20 protein-coding genes are annotated in these 20,906 nt (G+C 67.3%); 2 read left to right on the top strand and 18 right to left on the bottom strand.

The window, feature by feature from the left end; genetic code table 11:
* The first annotated feature begins 143 nt into the window (after positions 1-143).
* A complete protein-coding gene (locus tag IH45_RS0138455) occupies positions 144-956 on the top strand; it encodes a site-2 protease family protein (RefSeq protein WP_030680145.1) in 813 nt (270 codons plus the stop codon).
* Between the two features lie 37 nt (positions 957-993).
* Here IH45_RS0138455 and IH45_RS0138450 read toward each other — a convergent pair whose 3' ends face one another.
* The 6 genes from IH45_RS0138450 to IH45_RS1000000149075 form a co-directional block, all read right to left on the bottom strand.
* A complete protein-coding gene (locus IH45_RS0138450) occupies positions 994-2,169 on the bottom strand; it encodes a methyltransferase domain-containing protein (protein WP_199810770.1) in 1,176 nt (391 codons plus the stop codon).
* A gap of 14 nt (positions 2,170-2,183) precedes the next feature.
* On the bottom strand, positions 2,184-2,477 hold the full coding sequence (locus IH45_RS0138445) for a hypothetical protein (RefSeq protein ID WP_030680141.1): 294 nt from the start codon (positions 2,475-2,477) through the stop codon (positions 2,184-2,186).
* Between the two features lie 93 nt (positions 2,478-2,570).
* The gene (locus IH45_RS0138440) at positions 2,571-3,812 is read right to left on the bottom strand and encodes a helix-turn-helix domain-containing protein (RefSeq protein ID WP_030680138.1); all 1,242 of its coding nucleotides are present in this window, start codon (positions 3,810-3,812) and stop codon (positions 2,571-2,573) included.
* Positions 3,813-3,859: 47 nt separating this feature from the next.
* Positions 3,860-4,000 (bottom strand): hypothetical protein, encoded by a 141-nt coding sequence (locus tag IH45_RS1000000149610; protein WP_199810769.1) that lies wholly within the window; start codon positions 3,998-4,000, stop codon positions 3,860-3,862.
* A gap of 39 nt (positions 4,001-4,039) precedes the next feature.
* Positions 4,040-4,519, bottom strand: a complete 480-nt coding sequence (locus IH45_RS0138430) for a glycine-rich domain-containing protein (RefSeq protein WP_032919159.1) — start codon at positions 4,517-4,519, stop codon at positions 4,040-4,042.
* A gap of 44 nt (positions 4,520-4,563) precedes the next feature.
* A complete protein-coding gene (locus tag IH45_RS1000000149075) occupies positions 4,564-4,797 on the bottom strand; it encodes a hypothetical protein (protein ID WP_158813403.1) in 234 nt (77 codons plus the stop codon).
* A gap of 268 nt (positions 4,798-5,065) precedes the next feature.
* Here IH45_RS1000000149075 and IH45_RS0138425 point away from each other — a divergent pair, with 268 nt between their 5' ends.
* Positions 5,066-6,049 (top strand): XRE family transcriptional regulator, encoded by a 984-nt coding sequence (locus IH45_RS0138425; RefSeq protein ID WP_234440838.1) that lies wholly within the window; start codon positions 5,066-5,068, stop codon positions 6,047-6,049.
* 338 nt (positions 6,050-6,387) lie between these two features.
* Here IH45_RS0138425 and IH45_RS1000000149070 read toward each other — a convergent pair whose 3' ends face one another.
* From IH45_RS1000000149070 to IH45_RS0138360, 12 genes are all read right to left on the bottom strand, one after another.
* A complete protein-coding gene (locus IH45_RS1000000149070) occupies positions 6,388-6,888 on the bottom strand; it encodes a hypothetical protein (protein ID WP_078897983.1) in 501 nt (166 codons plus the stop codon).
* Between the two features lie 69 nt (positions 6,889-6,957).
* Positions 6,958-7,218, bottom strand: coding sequence for a DUF7660 family protein (locus IH45_RS0138410; RefSeq protein WP_030680131.1), 261 nt, complete (start codon positions 7,216-7,218; stop codon positions 6,958-6,960).
* On the bottom strand, positions 7,215-11,897 hold the full coding sequence (locus tag IH45_RS0138405) for a DUF6531 domain-containing protein (RefSeq protein WP_050515479.1): 4,683 nt from the start codon (positions 11,895-11,897) through the stop codon (positions 7,215-7,217). Before IH45_RS0138405 ends, IH45_RS0138410 begins: the two co-directional genes overlap by 4 nt.
* A 906-nt stretch (positions 11,898-12,803) precedes the next feature.
* A complete protein-coding gene (locus IH45_RS0138400; RefSeq protein ID WP_030680126.1) occupies positions 12,804-13,010 on the bottom strand; it encodes a hypothetical protein in 207 nt (68 codons plus the stop codon).
* Positions 13,011-13,174: 164 nt separating this feature from the next.
* Positions 13,175-13,480: a hypothetical protein gene (locus IH45_RS0138395; protein WP_030680124.1), complete on the bottom strand. Its 306-nt coding sequence runs from the start codon at positions 13,478-13,480 to the stop codon at positions 13,175-13,177.
* A gap of 153 nt (positions 13,481-13,633) precedes the next feature.
* Positions 13,634-14,335: an NADPH-dependent F420 reductase gene (gene npdG, locus IH45_RS0138390; protein WP_030680122.1), complete on the bottom strand. Its 702-nt coding sequence runs from the start codon at positions 14,333-14,335 to the stop codon at positions 13,634-13,636.
* Between the two features lie 13 nt (positions 14,336-14,348).
* Entirely contained in the window at positions 14,349-15,269 is a 921-nt protein-coding gene (locus IH45_RS0138385; RefSeq protein WP_394298740.1) for a carbohydrate ABC transporter permease, read from the bottom strand.
* On the bottom strand, positions 15,266-16,255 hold the full coding sequence (locus IH45_RS0138380) for a carbohydrate ABC transporter permease (RefSeq protein WP_030680116.1): 990 nt from the start codon (positions 16,253-16,255) through the stop codon (positions 15,266-15,268). Before IH45_RS0138380 ends, IH45_RS0138385 begins: the two co-directional genes overlap by 4 nt.
* Positions 16,252-17,631, bottom strand: coding sequence for an ABC transporter substrate-binding protein (locus IH45_RS0138375; RefSeq protein WP_050515478.1), 1,380 nt, complete (start codon positions 17,629-17,631; stop codon positions 16,252-16,254). Before IH45_RS0138375 ends, IH45_RS0138380 begins: the two co-directional genes overlap by 4 nt.
* Positions 17,628-18,785: a sialidase family protein gene (locus tag IH45_RS0138370; RefSeq protein WP_030680111.1), complete on the bottom strand. Its 1,158-nt coding sequence runs from the start codon at positions 18,783-18,785 to the stop codon at positions 17,628-17,630. The genes IH45_RS0138375 and IH45_RS0138370 overlap by 4 nt, the downstream gene beginning before the upstream one ends.
* A 300-nt stretch (positions 18,786-19,085) precedes the next feature.
* The gene (locus tag IH45_RS0138365; protein WP_030680108.1) at positions 19,086-20,015 is read right to left on the bottom strand and encodes a ribosome-inactivating family protein; all 930 of its coding nucleotides are present in this window, start codon (positions 20,013-20,015) and stop codon (positions 19,086-19,088) included.
* Between the two features lie 66 nt (positions 20,016-20,081).
* The coding region (locus tag IH45_RS0138360; protein WP_030680105.1) for an aegerolysin family protein at positions 20,082-20,906 on the bottom strand (825 nt) is incomplete at its 5' end.

Genomic DNA, 20,906 nt, shown 5'->3' with positions numbered 1-20,906 from the left:
CGTCCGCCCCGCCCCCGCATCCGTCATGGAGCCAGCCTGCCCGGAACTCCCCGCCCGCCGCCCGTCGTTTTCCGTGCACGGTCGTGCCGCGCGTGAATTACGGTCGTAGCCGTCTGTCACAGCGAAACCGGGAGCACCACACGATGACCACAGCAGCACAGCGCGCCGACCGCCGCGTCAGCCCGGTCTTCCTCGCGCTCGTCGCCGTCATGGCGGTGTCGGGGTGGGCCGTCTGGACGGGGCGCCTGGCGGCGAGCCCCGGATTCGCCGTCTTCCTTTTCGTGGTCTCCGGGTGGATCGTTTCCCTCTGCCTCCACGAGTACGCCCACGCCCGTACCGCACTGCACAGCGGCGACATCTCCATCGGCGCCAAGGGCTATCTCACCCTCAACCCCCTCAAATACACCCACGCGCTCCTCAGCATCGTCCTCCCGGTGATCTTCGTGATCATGGGCGGCATCGGCCTGCCCGGCGGCGCCGTCTTCATCGAACGCGGCCGCATCAAGGGCCGCTGGCGGCACAGCCTCATCTCGGCGGCGGGCCCCCTGACGAATGTCCTCTTCGCCGCGGTCGTCTCGGCCCCCTTCTGGCTCGGCGCCATGGACGGCGTCCCCCAGGACTTCCGCTACGCACTCGCCTTCCTGGCCCTCCTCCAGGTAACAGCCGCCATCCTGAACTTCCTCCCCGTCCCCGGCCTCGACGGCTACGGCGTCATCGAACCCTGGCTCTCCTACAACTTCCGCCGCCAGGTCGAACCCTTCGCCCCCTTCGGCCTGATCGCCGTCTTCGGCCTGCTGTGGGTCCCGGAAATCAATCACGTCTTCTTCGACGCGGTCGACGCGATCCTCCGCGGCCTCGGCGTCACGAATTGGGACACGTACTGGGGCCAGGAACTGTTCCGCTTCTGGCAGGGCGAGCCGCAGATCCCGCAGCCGGGCGGGGCGGGCTCGGCGTAGCCGTACGGTCCACCGCCCCGCCCGCTGCCCCGAGCGGTCAGCCCACGACCGGCACCGGCCTGTCCGGCGAATCCAGCCACACCCGCTCGCCGTCTCCGTCACCGTCACCGCCCACGGTCAGCCCGAAGCGCTCGAACCCCGGCCGCCCCTGCCCCTCCCACCAGCGATGAGCGGCCGCCACCTCGTCCCACAGGCGCCGGGGACCGCTCTGGTAAACCTCGAACTCCGCGCGCCCCGGTAGGTAATCGACTGTCGCCCATGAAGTGACAGCCGTGTCCCGGAGCCACAACGTATAGGAACCGTCCTCGTACGATTCCCTCCACGGGAAGGCATTCGGCACTTGCACGCCAATGGCGAACATGACGTGCCAGTCCCCGACGACCTCCGGGGAAAGGAAGGTCGTACCGCGCACCCCGTCAGCGGGCCATTCACGCCCTTTCAGGTACTTCCGTACGTGTACGCGTACGGCACGCTGGGCGCGGAGCCGCATAAACGCCGAGGAGCCCACGAACCGCCCCGCCGCCGTCCCGTCCCCGGCTACGAAGAGCCGGACGACCGCCTCACCACCGTAAACCGGCCCCCAGGGAGCGACGACAATCCCGCCCGGCTTTGTCTGCCTCACCCATGCCGGAGGGACACTTCCGATGGAACACGTAGCGATCACGCGATCATACGGAGCACCCTCGGCGTACCCCTCACCCCCGTCCCCGACGACGGTCAGCGGCCCGAACCCCGCCGTCTCCAAACGCCGCCGCGCATCCCGGGCGCTGCCTTCGTCCACTTCCACCGTCACGACATTCTCCGCCCCGGCCCGATGGGACAGCAGCGCCGCATTCCACCCCGTACCGGTGCCGATCTCCAGCACCCGGTGCCCCTTTTCCACACTCAGCGCGTCCAGCATCGAGAAGACCATCGGCGGCATGGAGCTGGAACTGGACGGAATTCGCCCCCTCCCGGGCCCGGCGAATTCCCCGTCATCCCACTGCGTCGTAATCGGCGCGTCACGGTGCACAGCCGCCCACCACGCCTCGGGACACTCACCGCGCATCACCCGATCGTCCTGCTGATTCCCACCCCCACGACCGGGCCAGATCACCTCGGGCACGAACAGATGGCGCGGCACCGCCTCGTAGGACGACAGCCAGTCACTCGTCAGCGCGCCCTTCTCCATGAGCGCGGCGGCAAGCCCTTCCGGACCCGGACCCACCGCCATTTCGTCGTACGCGCTCACTGACCGTCCGCCGGGCCCTGGCCGTCGTTGGTGTTACCGCCGTCGTCCGAGCCGGGGGCCACCCTCGTACCGCTGACGTCCCCCTGAACAACCCGGTGACTCGGGTGCCGACGGATCTCATTGCTCGCCTCTACGGCCACGAAGAGGTGCCCCGCGTCACGCGCCGCCTTCCGACGCGCGGCCTCCGCCGCGCAACGAGCGCAGCCGGTCGCCGGAACGGGATTGATGTCCCCTGCGAAAGGGTCCAGCAGGTGGACGGGCGGGTCGAGGGTTCCTCGGTGTTCGTTCATGCGGACACCGTGCCGTCCCTGTGCAGCACGGCCCAGACCCGCCACGTAGCGATTCATCGCGGAGATCCGCGCAACCACCACACCACGTAGCAGTCAGCCGTTGATCTCCAGGTGGGCGGCCAGGGTTCGCATGTCGTCGGTGAGCGTGCGCGTCCGGGTCGCCAGCACCTTCCCCAGTACCCGGCGTGCCATGGGCTGGTGACGCAGCCACGTCGGCTGCGATCGGTAGAGCCCCACGAGTTCGCCCGTGGCGTCGTGATGCGCGCCGTTCAGGCTGTGGGCGTGTGCCACGTCGAGCCGGTACCGGCCCCACACATTGCTGCTGGGGGTGCCGTACGCTCCCAGGCTGTCCTTGTGGAGCGGTCCGCTGTCCGCCCGCCTCAGCACGCCCCGGACGTCGCCCTTCAGCGACAGGTCCTCGATGACCTTGATCTCCGCCGTGGCCGGCCCGAACGCTCCCCAGTGGGTCCGGTAATCGATGTGTTCGCGGCCGATCGCGTGTGCGGCGGTCGCTGCCATGCGCCGGGCGCGCTTCGCTTCCTCCTTCCGGTTGTTGCGGACGGCGGCAGCGGCGACGCGCAGCAGCAGTTCTCCCCAGATGGCGAGAGCGTCCGGCGTCGCCTGGGAGATCCGGGGCTCGACCGCATCGGCGGTGTCCGACGCCAGGTCCGCGCACTCGGCGAAGCGGTCCTGACGCAGCAGGAGCCAGCACATCCCGATGACGCCGACCGCGGCTGTGGGTGTCGCTTCGATCTCCCGGGCGTCCCGGATGCCCGATGCCAGCGCTTGGTACGCCAAGTCGTACTGCCGGACCTGCGTCAGGTACTTGCCCGTCAGGAACAGGGCGCGGGCCCGGGTCGACAGCGCCTGATGCCGCTGCTCGTCTCCGTCTGCCACCCGCACACCTCCCTCGGCGGCGGAGAGGATGCCGGGCAGCCGCCGCGCGACCGAGTCGTAACGGTCGGCCTGGTAGAGCGCGTGCGCTTCGTCGATGTCGTGCAGCAGCCCGCCTCGGAGGTCGTCCTCCGCCGGTGGCCCGACCTCATCGGCGAGCCCGACGGGCGGCATCAGGTGGCGTCGGAGGTCCAGAAGCTGCTGACGGCTGGGACCGTCGTCACGGACCGGTTCGGGACTGGCGGCCGGGGCGAACAGTGCCGCGGTGTCGACGTCAAGGGCCTCCGCGAGTCGCGCCAGCGTCTCGACGCGCGCTATGCCGCCTTGTTCCAGCTTGCGTACGGTGCCGAGGGACACTCCGGCCGCCTCGGCCAGCCGTTCCTGGCTCCACCCCAGGCAGCGGCGGTGGTTGCGGATGTTGGTCGAGATCTCCGGAGACACGGCAATCACCTACCTCTGATGCCCAGGGTAGGGGGGTGCCGGGGTGTTCAGTGCTCCTCGGGCGATTCCTCGGTGGTATCCGGGATGATGAACCCACGGACCGGGGCATCGTCGCGTCCCCCGCTCTCCTGGGCTGCCCGGTACGCCCGTACGAGTTCGGCGTAGCGGGGGTTCGTCCACTCGGCCATGGGGCCTCCAATCGACGTGCCGAGTGTGACAGAAGTGCGCTACGGCTTGTCGCGGCACGGTGGACGCGGCGTGGGCAGGGGCTTGACCGGCCCGTCGCCCGGCGGGGCGTGCCGGCACTGGGCTGCGACCGTGTCCAGCTCCGCTCCCGCCGGAGGGCCCCACAGGTCGAGGTCGACGTCGTAACCGACCGCCCTGATGGCGTCCTGCGTACGCTCCAGGATCGCCGGGTCGTAGTTCTCCGGCGCGTAGCCCGGGTAGTGGTGGACACGGCGCCCCAACGAGGTACACAGATCCTCGTACACGGCCGTGTGGAGGATGAGCGCGTGCCATCCCTCGTCGACGACGCGGGACGGCGCGAGCGGTGCGTCCGGCTCAGCGGCGCACGCCGAGACGAACTTCAGACTTTCGTCGGTGATACGCGCCGCCGTGGGAACGTCCATACCGGGGTTGTTGTCCTTGACCGTGCTGACGATGCTCACGTGGGCGGCAGCACTGATCAATTCGCGTACGTTCTTCATGCTCGGGCCCCTTCGCGGTCGGGGCGGAATCTGCGGATCGGTCGTCATGCGCCGTGGACGTTCCTGCTGCTGTTGTCGCTTCGGTGACGCGCGTGCCGACGGATCTCGTTGCTCGCCTCCACGGCCACGAAGAGGTGCCCCGCGTCACGCGCCGCCTTGCGACGCGCGGCCTCCGCCGCGCAACGAGCGCAGCCGGTCGCCGGAACGGGATTGATGTCCCCTGCGAAAGGGTCCAGCAGGTGGACCGGCGGGTCGAGGGTTCCTCGGTGTTCGTTCATGCGGCAATCGTGTCGCTGCGCCGCCACACACAACAGCCGCCCCATGTCCGCCTCTTGTCGGCCCCGTGTCGGCCAGTATGGAGTCATGCCGGAAAACATCGGGGCCCGCATCCGTCACCTCCGGGGTGAGCGCTCGCAAGCGTGGTTGGCGCGTGAGGTCTGCAAGGCCGCCGGCGTCTGCGGCGATCCTGTGACGCGGAAGGAAGTCAGCAGGTGGGAGACGGGGAAGCGGGTTCCCCGGGAATGGCTGCCCTTTATCGCCGCGGCCTTGGATGTATCGGTAGGGCAACTGCGCGAGGACGTGTACGAGCGCGTGCCGCTGCTGCGTCTGGACGAAACGCGCGGGGCCGAGTACGCGCAGGCGATCCGGGAGGCGTCCCAGCGGCTGATCTTCCTGGACAACGAGTTGACGGGAATGCCCATCGCCGAAGTGGCGTCCCGTACCTACAAAAGCGTGCACCGGCGGTTGGGAGACGGCGACTACGACAGCAAGTACGAACGCGACATCAGGTCGGCCGCGAGCGAGCTGGCCGAGGTCGCCGGGTGGGCCCTCTTCGACGCCGAGCTGCACGACGCCGCGCGCCGCTTCAATCAGGAGGCGCTGTTTCTGGCACAGCTGTCCGGCGACCGGTCGATCGAGTTGCTCATTCTGCAGAACATGGCGATGCATTCCGGCTGGCTCGGGCGGCACAGGGAAGAGCTGGCCGTGGCGCGTTCGGTGATCGAGCGGAACCGGCTGCCCCCTCGCGTCGAGGCGATCTTCCGGATGCGGGAGGCGAGGGGGCTCGCGGGCTGCGGAACCCTTTCCGAGGCCGGTCGCTTGTTCGACAAGGCGCGATCGCTGCTGGAGTGCGACGGCAGGTCCCCGGGCCCGGCGTGGTCCTGGTGGGTCTCGGGGAACGAGATCGACGGCCACCACGGACACGCGTTCATGGCCGTAGGTGATCACGCGGGGGCCGTCCCTCTGCTTCAGCGCTCCACCGAGCAGTACGGCGGGCCCACCGTCGGATACCGGGGCATGGCGGCGGCCCGGCTCCTGGACTGCCTGCTGCACCTCCGCGCGTGGCGCGACGCCGAAGAGCTGGTGGCCGGGATAGTGCCTACGGTCGGCGAGAGCGCGTCCGTACGCACCCGGCGACTACTGGACGAAGCCGTACGAAGCGGCCTCGCCGCCGCCGGAGCCCCACCCGCGCTCCGCGACGCCCTCAAGCACCTCGAAGACGCCGTACGCGCCGATCCGTACGCGCTCTGACCACCACGAGCGCGTTTCGCGGACGCCCCGGCTGACTGTTACGTGCCGTAGCGGTTGCGCTGGTTCCACACGGTCTGTACGTACCCCTGGGTGGCGGCGCACTGGTCACCCAAGCAGCGGTAGAAGGGCTGAACGACCTTGCGGACCGGCACCGGCGGAACGCGGATTCGACCAAGCGGACGATGGGCTGGAGTAAACCGAAACTGCATTACCGCCCCGAAACACCGGGCGGGGCCCGCGTGAAGAGACTGCCGGAAAGCCGGTCCGCGTTGTCCACGACTCCCACCGAGCGACGGAGTTCACGGAACTGATCGGCACCCGGCCCCGTCTTGGCTGCATCACGGTGATACCCCGCTTGTCTGCGCCACGGCTTTCACCATGTCAGCCCATGTATGGACGCGTATCACCTGGCCGTCTGGATCGCTAGGTTCAGCCTCTCCGCTGATGCCGTGCATGAAGAAGTACTTGTGCGCAACGGTCTTCAAGCTTCGCAGCACGTCGAGACGGTCATCGATGAAATGAGCCAAACCCAATCGATCACATACTTCCGCCTTGCCCCCACGCTCCTGGACAAAGTGCAAATTCTCGGGCACGATTCGCGTTCTACTGAAGAAGTCATGATGATATAGCCAATTGCGGGTGAGGGCAGCGGTTCTCGGGCCGGCCTTGGAGACCAGATGCACGCTACTTCCAAAACGCGTCTTGACAAGTAGAGCGAGACAGTCCATGGCTCCTTCCACAGCAGGCGTCAGCATGGGCTGCTTCCCGAAGAACGAGGTGTCCCCGCTGCCGGCGCGGGCAATGATCACTCCACCCACGTCCACACCAAGCCCGCCCATACCGCACCACTCCTGCCTCCGCCCCCTTCAAACAAGGGGGCATTCATTCCCGAAAAGAGTTGGAAACGTCTACTCGTAGACGACCGCAGCTCGAAATATTGCTGCAACCATCGCCCAGTCCGGCTGGTCGGGAACTGGCTGTCCGACAATGTTCTCGAAATACCCGTCCATGGCCTCGGTCCACCGCGAGGCGGCGCTTACATAATCGATCGCCGACGGATTCTCCATCCGCACGGCTCCATCCCGCATCCCTTGCGACAAATGCTGCAGGTACGCCGCCAAATCTTGCCTGTTCGAAATGGCATTTATGGTTTCATCTGTCCACTTCATGGAGACCACTCCTCTGGGTCAAGCTTGTTCACCACAATGGAGAGCCCGTCTTTTTTATTGGTGAACTTCCACTCCTCGGCCATCGCTTCCTCACGAGAAGCCATGCGGAAAGGAATCGGGACTCCCGCTTTCTGGAAGGCTACCAGGCGCCGGTTATCGAGGGTATACAGGTTACCATTTCTTACCGTGAGTCGCACTGGGGGTACATCTTCGGGGTTGATCCAGCCAGACCGCAGGCCGGCCGCGGTTTGCTCCACTGTATGCCCGTTGCCGAAGTGGTTGCTGACGCTGCTTTGGGAGAACCTCACCAGCGCCGGATCGATCGTGCCTACATTTGTGGCGGGCTTGTAGGGGCTCAACCCATAAGGGTCGCTCCACGTGAGCGGATTCCCGACATAAGCGACGGGGTTGTCTGCCGGTTCCAGTCCGAGTGGATCGACCGTTAGGTATCGACCGACATCCGGATCGTAATGACGGAAGTAGTTGTAATGAAGCTGAGTTTCCGGATCGAAATACTGACCGGGGAAGCGTAGAGGGATATAGGCGGTGGCACCTGCGTTCCAGGCAGTTCTGCCCCAGACGGCTGTTCGCGTGTGATAAGCGACGTGTCCCGATTCATCAATGAGCTCGGTAGGCGTGCCGACAAGATCTGAAACAATTGTGAAAAATCGTTGGTCAATCTCCTGCTGCGGAGAGTGGGTCACAGTGCGACGTTCGCGCTGGATGAGGGGCCTGAGACCCTCGTGGTCCCATGTGATGACGACTTGTCTCGTCTCACCCGACACATGCGTGGTCTGCTCGCACAGAGTGGCACCGTCCCATGTAAAGGTCACCTGCTCGGCGATGCTGCGTCCGTCTTCGGCCAGCCGCGACTTGGCGGTGCGTCGACCCATCGGGTCATAGGTGTAGTGCCAAATGGTGCCGTTAGGGGTAGAGCAGGCAACCAGGCGGTCCTCCGCGTCCCATGTGTAGCGCCAGACGTCGGGTTTTCGGGAAAGACGCGTGATCCGGCGCAGCGTAGTGCGGCCAGCCGCATCGTGTTCATAGTGGACGCGTCCCGCGCGGTTGAGGCGGGTGCCGGTGTAGATCCGCTCACCCCGCGCCTCGGGCGCCGGGTTCCGATCGGGCCACGTGGCAGCGACCTGGTTGCCGGCTAGGTCATAAGCGTAGGTTTCGCTCCATTCGCGAGCCGAAACAGCGGCTACTCGACCAGCGGCGTCGATGTCGAAACGACGCGGACCGTGGAGGAAGTCGTCCACTCCGATGAGGCTACCGTCAGAGCGATAATCGTACGTACGACGCTGGATGGTCTCAGCGGCGGAGGTGATGTGCTGTTCCGTGAGACGACCGAGAGTGTCAAAAGTATGAGAGTGAACGACGTCGCCCAGGGCGCGCGCGAGTTCTCGACCCAACGCATCCCTGGAGAAGGTTAGATGCCGGCCCGATGCGTCAAGTCCGGTACGTCGTCCAGCCGGATCGTATGTCCATCGACTGACTGCACCCGTGGGCGTTGTCCGCGATATGCAGCGCCCCACAGCATCGTACTCGTAGGTGGTGACCCGACCGTCCACAGTTTCCTCAACCACCTGGCCGCAGTCATCGCGAAGATAAGCAACTTGGCTGTTCTGCGAGTTGATTCGCACAGGTCGCCCGGCGGCGTCATAGCGGAAAGTGGTGATTTCCCCGTCGGCATCTTTGACTTGAACACGGCCGAGAACGTCATACTGGAATTTGATGCTGTATCCGAGGGGCGTAGTGCGGGAAGCGAGGCGCCCAGCGGCATCGTGCGTGTAGGACTGGGTCCGGCCGTCGAAGTCCGTCTCGGAAATCAGACGTCCCGCCGCATCGTATTCGTACTGCCAGGTCAGACCCTGCGGATTGGTCACTTCTCTGAGGCGGAGTTCGGTGTCGTGCGTAAACTCGTACCGCGCCCCATCCGGATCGATGCGCGCGCTCAACTGGTCGAAATGCCCGTACTCGAATTTGGTGGTATGTCCCATCGGATCCGTATAGGAAGTGCAGTTCCCCTCGCCGTCGTAGGTCCAGGTCTCCACACTGGAATCGGAGATCGATCGGGTTGATATGTTCCCTTCGGTATTCCATTTGTGATGAACCGTATGTCCGGTAGGGTCTGTTACGGAGATGGCTCTGCCGAACGCGTCCCGGTGTATGACCGTGGATGCTCCGAGGGGGTCTGTGAGTGCGACAGGAAGACCGGCAGCATTGCACTTGATTCGACTGACAGCGCCCAGAGGGTCGGTGACCGACGTGAGAAATCCGCGCTGGTCATGAGTAAAGCGCGTGATCTGACCGGCTGGGTCAGCGACCGATATGCGATTTCCGCGTGTGTCATATTCCTGTCGGTAAGTTTTTCCGTCCGGCCCAGTGATCTCTGTCGGTAGCCCAAGACCGTTATAGACCACGCTGTTGCTGCTGCCGTCAGGATGAATCAGCCGCACGGGACGCCCGGCCTCATCGTAAACCCATTGAGTGACCGCCCCCAGGGGGTCGGTGACGTACAGGGGTCGATCATGCGCATCGTAGGTTGACCGAGTCGTATTGCCGAGCGGGTCCGTTACCGCAACGACCTGTAGACGGTCGTTTATAAGGTACTGCGTGCTTGCACCTTTCCCGTCAGTACGGATGGTGGTTCGGTGACGGGTTTCCGGGTCGGCCTCCCCGTAAGTGAACCGATTGGAGATGTGGCCGTGACGGCCGGCCTGGCTTGTGCAGCGGTGACGCTCATCGTAAGCATACTCGTAGCGTGAACCATTGGAGTCGACCCACGAAGTCATCCGATGCTCGGTATCGTATTCGAACCGTGTTACTGCTTCGACGGAGTTGGTAATGCTGACAAGATTGCCGAACTCGTCATGCGTGTAGGTTCTTATCAGTGCATCTGACCCGTCATCGGCAGCGTTGGCCAGATACAGAGCCGCCAGGAGATTTCGCTCGTCGTAGGCCAGGAGAATCTTGTAACCGGAACTGTGGCGTATTGCGTGTGGGGTGCTGGCACCGTGAGCATAATCGAAGAGTATGCGATGGCCATTCTGATCGATTATCTCATCGAGCAAAGCTATGCCCGGATGATCCAAAGGTTCACTGAAGTATCGAGTTGTTCGCGCGGTTGGGTCGTAGACGGCCCAGTCGCCCTGGGGGGTACGTTCAAGCGGCCAGCGTGGGCCGTTCTTGGGCAGGATCGACGTGCCTATATCCGGCACCCCGTAGCGCAACAGTAGACCCGCCTCGGTGACGAAAATAACTTCCGCAGAGTCAATTTCGAGGCGCTGGTCAATGGTGGAGGTCCACGATGGTCCCACGTGCTTACCGATGCGGATGGACGACTCGTACCTTCGGGTAAAAATCAGTGGCAACACGCCAGGAAGCGTGATGTCGGTCTGTGATAGAAACACCTTGCCTGTGGCCAGGTCCACAGGGTCAGTGCCGTCCGTGCACCTGCCTTCGTCTCGGCGGGTCTTGTCACGAGGGTGATCGGCATCGGCACTTTCGGCTGCAGCACTCTTCCGGGAAGGTCCGGATCGACGGTTAGTCGAGTTGCCTGCTTTTCCGCGACCCGGACTCTTGGGGTCCTTGTTGCTGTCTTTGCCTATTCCCTTGAAGTGGTCAGCGAGGCCCTTGTCGTTTTCGTGATGGTTCTTGGCCATCTGCTTGATACCGCGGGTCATGTTGTCGTCAAGGTGCTTGGCGGACTTTTTGACCGCGTCCTCGATGCCGTCGATGACCTTGTCGAGCATCGTGTTCGCTGCGTCGGCGATGGCGTCCTTGCCGCGCGTGCGACCGTGATGGCTCTTGGCGCGGCCGATCTTGCCGCCCGCGGTGTTGCGGAAGTGGCCGCCGGCGCTGTGCAGACCGGTGACGGCCTTGTTGTGGGCGTCATGGTCGAAGGTGAAACCGCCGGCCCCGGGGCCGCTCCCGGAACCACCTCCCACACCACCCCCGCCGCCGCTACCGCTAGCGCTGAGCAGTTGCATGGGGTTGTCAGCAGCCGACTTGGCGGCGTCCTTGGCTCCCTGGACGCCCTGCGCGAAGCCCTCCTTACCCGCCTTGGCGGTCTGCCCCAGGTCGACCCCGTCCTTGACACCCAGCGCATTAGCGCCGAGCTGGACGACCAGGTCGCCGACCATCGCCCCGAGCGCCTCCTCGACAGGCGTCAGGGCGATACTCACGACCTGCTCGGCGACCTGCTGGCACACCTCCTTGAAGAGGCGCTTGACGATGACGCGGGTGACCTGGGTGGCGCCCAGCGCGCCGACCTCGGACAGCCCGAGGGTGAAGGGGGCGGCGGCCTGGGCGGCGATGACCTCGGCCGCCAGGATGCCCAGCTGCACGATCGCACCGATCTTCGCGCCCTCAATGAGGACGGCTACCCCGTCCAGCGCGGTGGCGGCCAGCTCGCCGCACTGGGCGAGCTTCGTCAGATGCGTACCGTTGATCTTGCTCCAGTGGGCGTTCAGCGCCTCGGCCGCCTGCCCGCCGCCCGCCGAGGAGACCAGTGCCTGAATTGCGTCATGAGCCTGGCTCGCCCCGTCGTTGATGTCGCCGGCGAACTCCCGCATCGCCGTCGCCATCTCGCGGTAGTCGTCCTCGTCGACGTTCGGCCAGGACACCCCGATCAGATCGAGCACCTCGTCCGCCCACCCCGGCAGCACCACACCCATAAGTCCCCCACCAGTCACTCATTTGGTCAGTCGATAACACGATGCGACTACGAGGGTCGGTTCCCTGTAGCGACACTGTTTTCCGCCGCCAGTGGACGGACACTTCGACTGGTCGTCGGACGTGGTCAGAGTCAGCTCAATGCCCCTCAACGGCGCTATAACAGGAGAGCTGTAGAGAGGGCAGCGCATGGCGTTGAGTTTTTCCACCGCCGAACTCGGGGCTGGTGGGCAATGTACATGCGCGCGACTTAGGCAAGTTTCTGTCGGCGATCGATCAACCATCAAGGAGTGGCAGTAGTCGAAGTGCGGACGCATTGAGCGTCGCCATGTACTGCCTGTAATGCGTGATGTCGTCGTCCTGCGGCCATGGCCGACCGGTGTCCACATGGCACCTTGAACACGTCGCCACGGTATTGGAGGCGGCATAGGTATGGCGGACGGTACCCTCAGTTTGGGCGACAACGGTCGCAGGGCCAGGTTGCGTCGCAGGATGGGCTGGACGCCTTCGGCCGAGTCCAGGCCGGGCGGTAGAAGGACAGCAGGTAGGCGACTGTCCCGAGGTGACGGGCACCTGGGCGGATTATTCTGCCTACGGCGGCGAACACGTCCGCCGGCCGAAGCCCTTCCTCGGCAGCACCTCGCATCCGTCTGGCGCTGCCATGAGCAGGACGGCCTGACGTCCTCGCCGAAACAGTGGCGCATGGGACGGGCCTTCTCCTGGATCATGAAAGCCCGCAAGGGCGTACCCACCCACGAGCGCACGATCTCGCACAGCAAGGCACGCCTGGACCACAATCATCCTCAGTGGCCGCACATTACGATGCCGCACAATCACCCCATCACATGGTGGTCAGCCGCTGCCCCTCCGTGGAGGATGGGCGCCGCGCTGCCGCGCAGTCCATGGACTCAGCCGGCCGCAGCCGCCCCCTCCTGCCCCGCACCTGCCGCCCGCTCCATCTTCGCCTTCCGCACATAGAACCACGCCATGTTGCTGCTGATGCCCGCCATCAAGATCCACACGATGCCGAGCCAGCTGCCCTGGATGAACGAGACGACGGCCGCGGCGACGGCGAGGGCGCAGACGACGAGGGCGAAGACGGCGAGGCGGGGCATGGGGTCGGCTCCTGTGCGAGGGGGTGGGGCGTTTTCTCCAGTGTCCACCATGGGGCCCGGGCGGAGGTCGAGACCCCGGTGGCCGGGACGTACGGCCCGGCGGCGCGGGGCCGGCCGGGCCGGAGGGGGCGGCGTCAGGGCCGCCCCCAAGAGGGCCCCGGGGGTCAGTCGGGCCGGTGCTCGGTGACGTAGCGGCGGGTCTCTCGTCGGGCCGTGTAACGGGCCCTGCGGTTGCTGCTGCGGACGAAGCGCTGCCACTCCTTGGTGCAGCCGCGCCGCTGGCAGCCCGCGCAGCAGGTGCAGCCGAGGAGGATCATGCCGGGGTCCTCCCAGCGGCAGCGGGTGTCCGCGGCCTTCCGCGTCGGGTGCGGCGGCAGGTCGCAGGGGCCGTGGCGGTGGTCGTGGACCGGCCGGGGGGCGTGTTCGGCGTGGCGGACCCACAGTGGTTTCGTTTTGTCCGTACGGGACATCGCGTTCCTTCCGGAACCCGCCGCCCGGGCTCCCGGACCTTCCGGGCGGGCGGCTAGGGCAACCACCGGAATCGCCGGAACCGCTTCATGGCGTCACGCTCCTTTCCTCGCCCGCCGCAGTGGAAAGCCTTCCAGAATAGACCCCAGTACCGCCTACACGTCCGTGACCCGCAGCCCCGCATGCGCCTTGTACCGGCGGTTGGTGGAGATCAGGTTGGCCACCAACGACTCGACCTGGTGCGCGTTGCGCAGGCGGCCCGCGTAGATGCCGCGCATGCCGGGGATGCGGGCGGCCAGGGCCTGGACCTGGTCCGTGTCGGCGCGGGACTCGCCGAGGACCATCACATCGGTGTCGATCTCTTCGACCTCCGGGTTCTGGAGGAGGACCGCGGAGAGGTGGTGGAAGGCGGCGGTGACGCGGGAGTCGGGGAGCAGGGCCGCGGCCTGTTCGGCGGCGCTGCCCTCCTCCGGCTTGAGCGCGTAGGCGCCCTTCTTGTCGAAGCCGAGGGGGTTGACGCAGTCGATGACGAGTTTGCCGGCCAGTTCCTCGCGGAGGCCCTGGAGGGTCTTGGCGTGGCCGTCCCAGGGGACGGCGACGATCACGATGTCGCTGCGCCGCGCGCACTCCGCGTTGTCCGCGCCCTCGACTCCGTTGCCCAGCTCGTCGGCGGCGGCCTGGGCGCGCTCCGCGGCGCGGGAGCCGATGATCACCTTCTGGCCGGCGCGGGCGAGCCGGTACGCCAGACCGCGCCCCTGGTCGCCGGTGCCGCCGAGGACGCCGACGACCAGGCCGGAGACGTCGGGGAGGTCCCAGGGGTCCTTCTTGGGGGCTTTCTCAGCTGCCTTGGTAGTCATGACAGCGATACTGTCACGCCTTCACGCTGCCCTCCGTGAGCCCCGTACGCCAGTACCGCTGGAGGACCGTCATCAGCACCATCAGCGGCAGTACGGACAGGAACGCGCCGCCCACCGTGTACTGGTACAGCTCCGGCTGCCGGTCCGCGTACCCGGTCCAGGAGGTCAGGCCGAGCTGGATCGGATAGAGGTCGGAGTCGGAGAGCATGACCAGCGGCAGGAAGTAGTTGTTCCAGATGTGCACGAACTGGAAGAGGAAGACGGTGACCAGGGCCGGGGTCATCAGGCGTAGGCCCAGTCCGGCGAAGATGCGGGCTTCTCCCGCACCGTCGATGCGAGCCGCCTCCAGGAGCGAGTCGGGTACGGCGGCAGCCGCGTAGATCCGGCAGAGGTAGACGCCGAAGGGGCTCACGACGCTGGGCAGGAGCACTGCCCAGTAGGTGTTGGCCAGGCCCATCGAGCTGAAGAGGAAGTAGAGGGGGAGGGCGAGGGCGGTGCCGGGGATCAGGACGCCCGCCAGGACGAGGTGGAAGACGGCTCCGCGGCCCGGGAACGGGAATTTGGCGAGCCCGTAGCCCGCCGCGGCGGACAACAGGGTGGCGGTGAGCGCGCCCACCCCCGCGTACAGCAGGGAATTCGCGAACCAGCGGACGTAGACGCCGTGGTCGTAGGTGAGGACATCGCGGAGGTATTGCAGGGGCTTCGGGTGGGCGAACCAGAAGCCGAAGGTGCCGAAGAGGTCGGCGCTGTTCTTGGTGGCGGAGACGATCAGCCAGTAGACGGGGGTGAGGAAGTAGATCGCGGCGAGGGTGAGGAGGGAGGCGGTGATGATGCGGTAGCGGAGGGGTGGGTGGATGGCGGTGCCGGAGGGGCGAGGGGCGGCCCTGGGCGGGCTTACGGGTGCGGGGGCCTCGCGGGCGGTGGGCCGGCTCACCGGCCGTCCCCGTTCCCCCGCTGCCCCACCACCCGCAGGAACCCGAACGACAGCACGCAGGCGACCAGCGCCAGCAGTACCGCCTCGGCCGCCGCCACGTGCTGGTTGTTGCTCACGAACGCCTCGCTGTACGCGTGCAGGTTGGGGGTGAAGCCGGAGTCGATCGTGGCGGCGAGGGGCCGCAGCACCATCGGCTCGGCGAACAGCTGGAGTGTGCCGATGATGCTGAAGACGGTGGTCAGCACGAGTGCGGGCCGGATCAGCGGGATCTTGATGTGCCGGGCGATGTGCCAGGCGTTCGCGCCGTCGATGCGGGCCGCCTCGTACAGCTCGTCCGGTACCGCCTTGAGCTGGGAGATCAGTACGAGCATGTTGTAGCCGGTGAACTGCCACAGGACGATGTTGGCGATGGACCACAGGACGGTGTCGCGGGCAAGGAAGTCCACGTGTACGCCCAGCGACCCGGCGATCTCCACGAGCGGGCTGATGCCCGGTACGTACAGGAAGCCCCACAGGATCGAGGCGATCACGCCGGGGACGCCGTACGGCAGGAAGAACGCGCTGCGGAAGAACGTGACGCCGCGCGCGCTCGCGCTCTCCAGGAGGAGGGCGAGGACGGTCGCCAAGGCGATCATCAGCGGTATCTGGACGGCACCGAAGAGCAGGACGCGGCCGAAACCGGTCAGGAATCGGTCGTCGGCGAGCGCGTGCGTGTAGTTGGCGAGGCCCGCGAAGACCTCGCGTTCCTGGCCGCCGAGGCCGAGCGGGCCGGTGCGCTCGGTGCGGTGCAGGCTCTGGTGGACGGCGTAGCCGATCGGGGCGAGGAAGCAGAGGAGGAAGAGGGAGAGGAAGGGCAGGACGAAGCCGGCGGCGGCGCGGGCGTTGCGGGCTTCGGTACGGGTGAGGCGGGTGCGGCGGGGGCGCCCTGCGGGGCGGGCCGGGCGGGTGGTCCGGGTGCGGGTACGTGTGCGGTTCGCTGCCCTCACCCGCCGCTCTCCACCTTCAGCCCCTTGCCCCGCAGGTCGGAGACGGTCTGTCCCTGCACGGTCTTCAGCACCGACCGGAACGAGCTGCCGTCGTCCAGCGCCTCCGTGAAGGCGTCGCCGAGCCGCTGGTAGAGGGTGTCCACGCCCGGCCCCCACTGCCAGCTCGTGTCGACATGCGCGCCCGCGTCCGCGAAGACCTTGCTGTACGCCTGACCGCCGAAGAAGTCGCGGTACACGTCGAGGTCGCTGGTGGCGTAGCCCTTCTTCGCGCTCGGGAAGCCGTAACCGCCCTTTATCAGCAGGGCGATGGAGGCGGGGTCGGAGTTGAGCCAGAGGGCGAAGGCCAGCGCGTCCTTGGGGTAGGAGGCTTTCGTGAAGACGGCCGTGGTGGAGCCGCCCCAGTTGGCGTGCGCGTTGGCGCCCTTCTGCCACTGGGGCAGCGGTGCGACGCGCCACTTGCCCCTGGTACCGGGCGCGTTGCCCGCCAGCAGCGCGTCGCCCCAACTGGCTCCGATCCAGGCGGGGATGGCGCCCGTCTGGATGTCCTTGTACCAGGCGTTCTGCCGGTCGGGAATGGTCTTGACCAACTTGCGGCGGACCAGCGACTCCCAGTAGTCGGCGACCTTGCGGGTCGGCTCGTCGTCGATGTGCACGGTCCAGGTGTCGCCCTCGGCGGCGTACCACTTGGCGCCCGCCTGCCAGGACAGTCCGGCGAAGCGGTTGCCGTTCGTGGGTGCGAACGTCTCGATCCAGGCGCCCTGCTGCCGGACGGCCTTGGCGGCCTCCTCGTAGTCGTCCCAGGTCTGCGGGATCTGGACGCTCCACTTGTCGAACAGGTCCTGGCGTACGAAGAAGCCCATCGGGCCGGACGCCTGCGGAATGGCGTACACGCCCCGCCCGAACACCGACTGCTGCCACTGCCAGCCCACGAACCGGTCCTTGTAGCGGGCGGCGCCGAGGGCCGAGAGGTCGAGGAGGGCGTTGTCGAGGAGGAAGCCGGGGACGACGGGGAACTCGATCTGGGCGAGGTCGGGCGGGTTCCCGGCTTTGACGGCGGCGTGCATCTTGGCGTACTGGCGGCCGTCCACGGCGGACACCTTCTCCACCTTGACCTGCACGTCGGGGTGTTCGCGGTTCCACAGGTCCACCGGTTTGTCGATGCCCGGCACCCACGACCAGAAGGAGAGCTGGATCTTCTGGCCCTTCTTGCGCTCCTTCGGCGCCGCGCCGCCGTCCCCGTCGCCGCTGTCGCCGCAGCCGGCCAGCGTGAATCCGGCGGCGGCCGCGGCGGCCCCGCCGAGCAGGGTCCGGCGGCGGACGGGGCTCCGGCCCCGGTGCCGGCCGCCCCGGCCGTCGTCGTACGTCCCGGTGCTCATACCAGCTCCTCCACGGGGATACGGCGGAAGGTGATCGTCGAATAGGCGCTGAAGTCGCCCGTCTCGTAGAGCAGCCCGACGGTCGCGCCGTCGATCCGTACGAGGTCGGAGTAGGCGGCCGGGAGCCCGTCGACGGTGTGCGCGACGTGCCAGGTCACGCCGCGGTCCCGGCTCGCCCGTACGGTCATCAGCGCGCGGTCGGCCGGGTCGGCGGGGCCGGAGAAGAGCAGCACGTCGGGCTCGCCCAGGTGCAGCACGCTGCCCTCGACGACGGGCCCGGACAGCCCGGCCTGCGGGCGGAAGGGCTTGATCAGCTCCTCGCCGCCCCGCTCGGGGGCGGAGTGGGCGTCGGCGCGGTTGCCGGGGGCCGGGGAGTCGTTGCGGGTGTTGAAGTAGAGGGTGCCGTCCGGGAGTTCGGCCGCCGTGGTCTCGTTGGCATTGATGTAGTTGTTGGGTTTGCTGTCCGTGTAGCCGATGCGCCAGTTCTCGCCGTCGTCGTCGCTGAGCAGGGCGTGGCCGCCGTTGTAGCGGCCCTCGGTGCCGTTGTCGCCGGTGTAGGTGGGGGCGATGGAGTGGTTGGCGGGGACGACCAGGCGGCCGGCGTGCGGGCCGTTGCGGAGTTGCAGGGCGTGGCCGGGGGTGGTGGCGTACCAGCGCCAGTTGGAGCGCTTGGTCTGCGCGGTGATCTCGCGCGCCGCGCTCCAGGTGGCACCGTCGTCGTCGCTGTGCTGCACCCATACGCGCCGCCCGTCGGCCGCGGGCACCAGGCCGCGGCGGATGCGGTCCTCGGTGGCGGTGGCGGCGTTGCGTACGTGGAGGAGGACGATCCGGCCGCTGTCCAGCACCACCGGGGCCGGGTTGCCCGCCGTACCGGTGCCGTTGCGGGCGACGACCTGGAGCGGGCCCCAGGTGCGGCCGCCGTCGGCGGAGCGTTTCAGCACGAGGTCGATGTCGCCGTGGTCGGCGGCGCTGTTCACCCGGCCCTCGGCGAAGGCGAGCAGGGTGCCGGTACCGATATCGAGGTCGGTGCCGGTGCCACGGTCGGTACCGGTGCCTTCGGCGGTCGCGGGGCGGGTGACGACCACGGCCGGGATGCGGAAGCTCGCGTAGCCCTCGGAGCCGGCACGGAACGGAAGGGAAGTCTCGTGAGCCATGGGTCCTCCCCCAACGGCCGGACGTAGGACGTCCTCTGTCAGCGTGACCATAGGGAGCCCCCAACTGGCCGTCAAGGCACGGCACACGTCTGGCGGGGCCGTCCACCCGACCGCTTCACGGCGGCGCGAGCGGCACCGGAACGCCAGGCGGGCCAGGCACTTCGACGTCATCCGGAGTCCATCCGCCGTTCAACGGCAAAACCCGCACCGAGGGCGGTTGTCGAACGCGCCCTCGGTGCGGTGGCGGGGCCGGGCCGTGGCCCCGGAACCGTGCCGGGTGCGGGACTTCCGCACCCGGCTCTACTTACCTGCCGTCTTCTGGGTGACCAGCAGCATGGCCAGGTATCGCGAGCCTTCTATCCAGTCGTCCAGGTTTATGTTGCCGAGGCGAACCGGCCTCGGGTTCTGGCCGCTGTTGGCCTGGAACATGTAGCGGGAGCCCCGGCTCCAGTCGTTCTCCTCCGCGGCTTGCTGCTCGCTCAGCCTGGTCGAGCCGTCCGAGCGGTCCAGGCCGTTGCGCACCGTATTCTCGATGTCCCGGTAACGGGCCGCCTCGGACGTCACGGCGATCGCGGTGACCAGACGGGGCCGGAGTTCGTTGGCCGCACCACTGCCCTCATGGGCGAAGGCGGCAAGGGCGGCCAGGTCGCGCTGGAGTCGTCCACTGTTGATGTCGACCCGCCGGTCTCTGATCTCACCGGCGTTCAGGCCGACGACACCGTCGCGGGTTCCGCTGTAGTGCCCGCCGTAGGGAAGGTTCATGCCATTGCGGTTGAGCTGCCGCCCGAGGTTGTACCCGGTGTCCCTGAACTGGATCACGTTGCCGTCGTTGCCGGTGGAGAAGCCGCGCACGTAGAGGTCGCGTACGGTCACGTAGAGCGTGAGGCGGCCGCTGTTCGGCAGAGTGATATTCACCGCGACGATGTCGTCGGTGTTCCGCGTCTCCCAGACCGTTCTGCCATCGGAGGTGCGTATGACAACACCCGTGGCGTCGCGGAACGACCTCATGAACGCGGTGTAAGCATCGCGGATCTGTCCGGGGTTGTTGGAGGAGAGGTCCCACTGAACGTTGGTGAGGCGGGCCTGGAGGGCAGCGGCCTGGGCGGCGGACGGGACGGAGGCGGCGGCCTGGGTGGCGGCCGGCCGGGGCTCGGCGGCCTGGGCAGCGGCCGGCGCCGCCGTGGCGAGCAGGGGCAGGCACAGGAGTGCCGCGACGAGGGGCTTGCGCATGTGAGGTCCCTTTGGGTGTGAGGTTCGGTGCGAAATGGTGGACAGCGGTGCGGCGGAGGGGCCGGCTCAGCTCACGGTGAAGACGACCGCGGCGTTGTTGCCGCTGCCGCCCGCCTTCGCGCAGGTGCGCCCGGGAGGCACCTCGCAGCTGTAGCTGTTGGAACCGACGAACGGGTTGTTCCAGCGCAGGGTGATCTTGCTGCCGCCCGCCAGGAGGTATTCGACCCAGCCCTCCGTGCCGGTGGCGACGCCGTCCGACTCGCTCTTCCACGTCGCCCAGTCGTCGGGCTTGATGAGCGAGGGCGGTACGTCGTCGCCGGTCCAGATCCCGTGGGACAGGCCCACCCCGGACCTGGCCAGCAGCACGCCCGTGTTGTTCACGAGCCTGACCCGGGTGCTGCGCGCGGCGGTGGCCGCGGCGCTGCGGGACGCGCGGTTCGCCGCCAGGGTGCGGGGGCCGCCCGTCAGCGTGAAGGAGACGTTGGCGTTGTTCCCCCCGCCGCCCGACCAGGTGCACCGGTAGCCGGAGGGAGCCTCACAGCTGTAGGAGTTGCTGCCCGCGAAGGGGTTGTTCCAGCGGATCGTCACCTCCTGGTACGGCGTCGCGGTGATCTTGTACGTGGTGTAGCCCTCGGTGCCGGTGCCGAAGCCGCAGGACTCGCTGCTCCAGGAGGCGGTGATGGTCCGTGCGATGTAGTCCTGCGGCAGCCCGTTGTTGGACCAGCACCCGTGGGCGAGCCCGGACCGGACGCGGGTCAGGTGCTGGGTGCTGTCGTTGGTGAAGGAGACACCCGTGCTGCGGGCGGCCTTGGCCGCGGCGCCGGCGGGCTGGGTGACGGCCTTGGCGGCAGGGGCGTGGGCGGGCGCCGCCTGCGCGGCGGGGGCGAGGCC

This window comes from Streptomyces rimosus subsp. rimosus, assembly GCF_000720725.1.
Classification (GTDB): domain Bacteria; phylum Actinomycetota; class Actinomycetes; order Streptomycetales; family Streptomycetaceae; genus Streptomyces; species Streptomyces rimosus_A.
Note: the sequence above shows the minus strand (reverse complement) of the source record. Positions and strands in the feature narration are given on the sequence as shown.